This is a genomic window from Streptomyces antioxidans, assembly GCF_000968685.2.
Classification (GTDB): domain Bacteria; phylum Actinomycetota; class Actinomycetes; order Streptomycetales; family Streptomycetaceae; genus Streptomyces; species Streptomyces antioxidans.
Window position 1 is genome coordinate 1 of record NZ_LAKD02000173.1, and the last position, 1,051, is coordinate 1,051.

A 1,051-nucleotide genomic window follows, 5' to 3' on the forward strand; every position below is an offset into this window, starting at 1 on the left:
CGAGGGAGCAGAAGACGCCACGTTCCAGGCAGCGTCGCTCCAGCTCGGCGAACCACCGTTCGACCTGGTTGATCCAGGACGAATAGGTCGGGGTGAAATGCAGGTGGAAGCGCGGGTGGTCCACCAGCCATCGGTGGACCACGGGTGCCTTGTGAGCGGAGAGGTTGTCGCAGATCACGTGGACCGCCAGGCCGGAAGCGGTCTGGCGGTCGATCTCATCGAGGAAGTCACGGAAGTCCACGGCCCGGTGCTGCGCGGACAGCCTGCCGATCACTTTCCCGGTGGCGGTGTTCAGCGCGGCGAACAGATCCACGGTGCCGTGCCGGATGTAATCGAAGCTGCGCCGCTCAGGAGTGCCCGGCACCATCGGCAGCACCGGCGCGGTCCGTTCCAGTGCCTGGATCTGCGGTTTCTCGTCCACCGCGAAGACTGCCGCGTTCGCCGGGGGCGCCAGATACAGGCCCACCACATCGCGGATCTTGTCGATCAGCAACGGGTCCGGTGAGATCTTGAAGTCCTCGGTGCGCCAGGGCTGAAGGCCAAAGGCCCGCCAGATGCGCAGCACGCTGGTCGGCGAGACCCCCACCCGCTTGGCCAGTTCCCGTTTCGACCAGTGCGTGGCCCCCTCGGGCGTCTCCTCCAGCGTGCGCACCACCACCTCCTCGACCTGGGCATCGGTGATGGTGCGCGGCACCCCCGGGCGTGGCTCGTCGCTGAGCCCGTCCAGCCGGTCGGCCAGGAATCGTGCCCGCCACTTGGTTACGGTGCCCCGGTTGACGCCCAACCGCGCGGCCACCGCGATATTGCTGCGGCCCTCCGCGCAAGCCAGCACGATCCGTGCCCGCAACGCCAGACCCTGCGCAGTCCTCCGGCGCCTTGCCCAACCCTGCAACGTCCGCCGCTCGGCATCGGATAACACCAGCGGCACAAGCCTGTTGTCGCCCATACCCCCAGCACAGCGCAGCTCACCGACCCAGTCACCACCAAAGCCATGATCTGAAACGGAACACGACTCAAGTGGCGACGACCCAACTCAAGACCAGCTCACTAG

At 66.9% G+C, this 1,051-nt stretch carries 1 protein-coding gene; it reads right to left on the reverse strand.

The features are described from left to right. The coding region (locus VT50_RS37205; RefSeq protein ID WP_046090428.1) for an IS630 family transposase at positions 1-946 on the reverse strand (946 nt) is incomplete at its 3' end. Between the last annotated feature and the right edge of the window lie 105 nt (positions 947-1,051).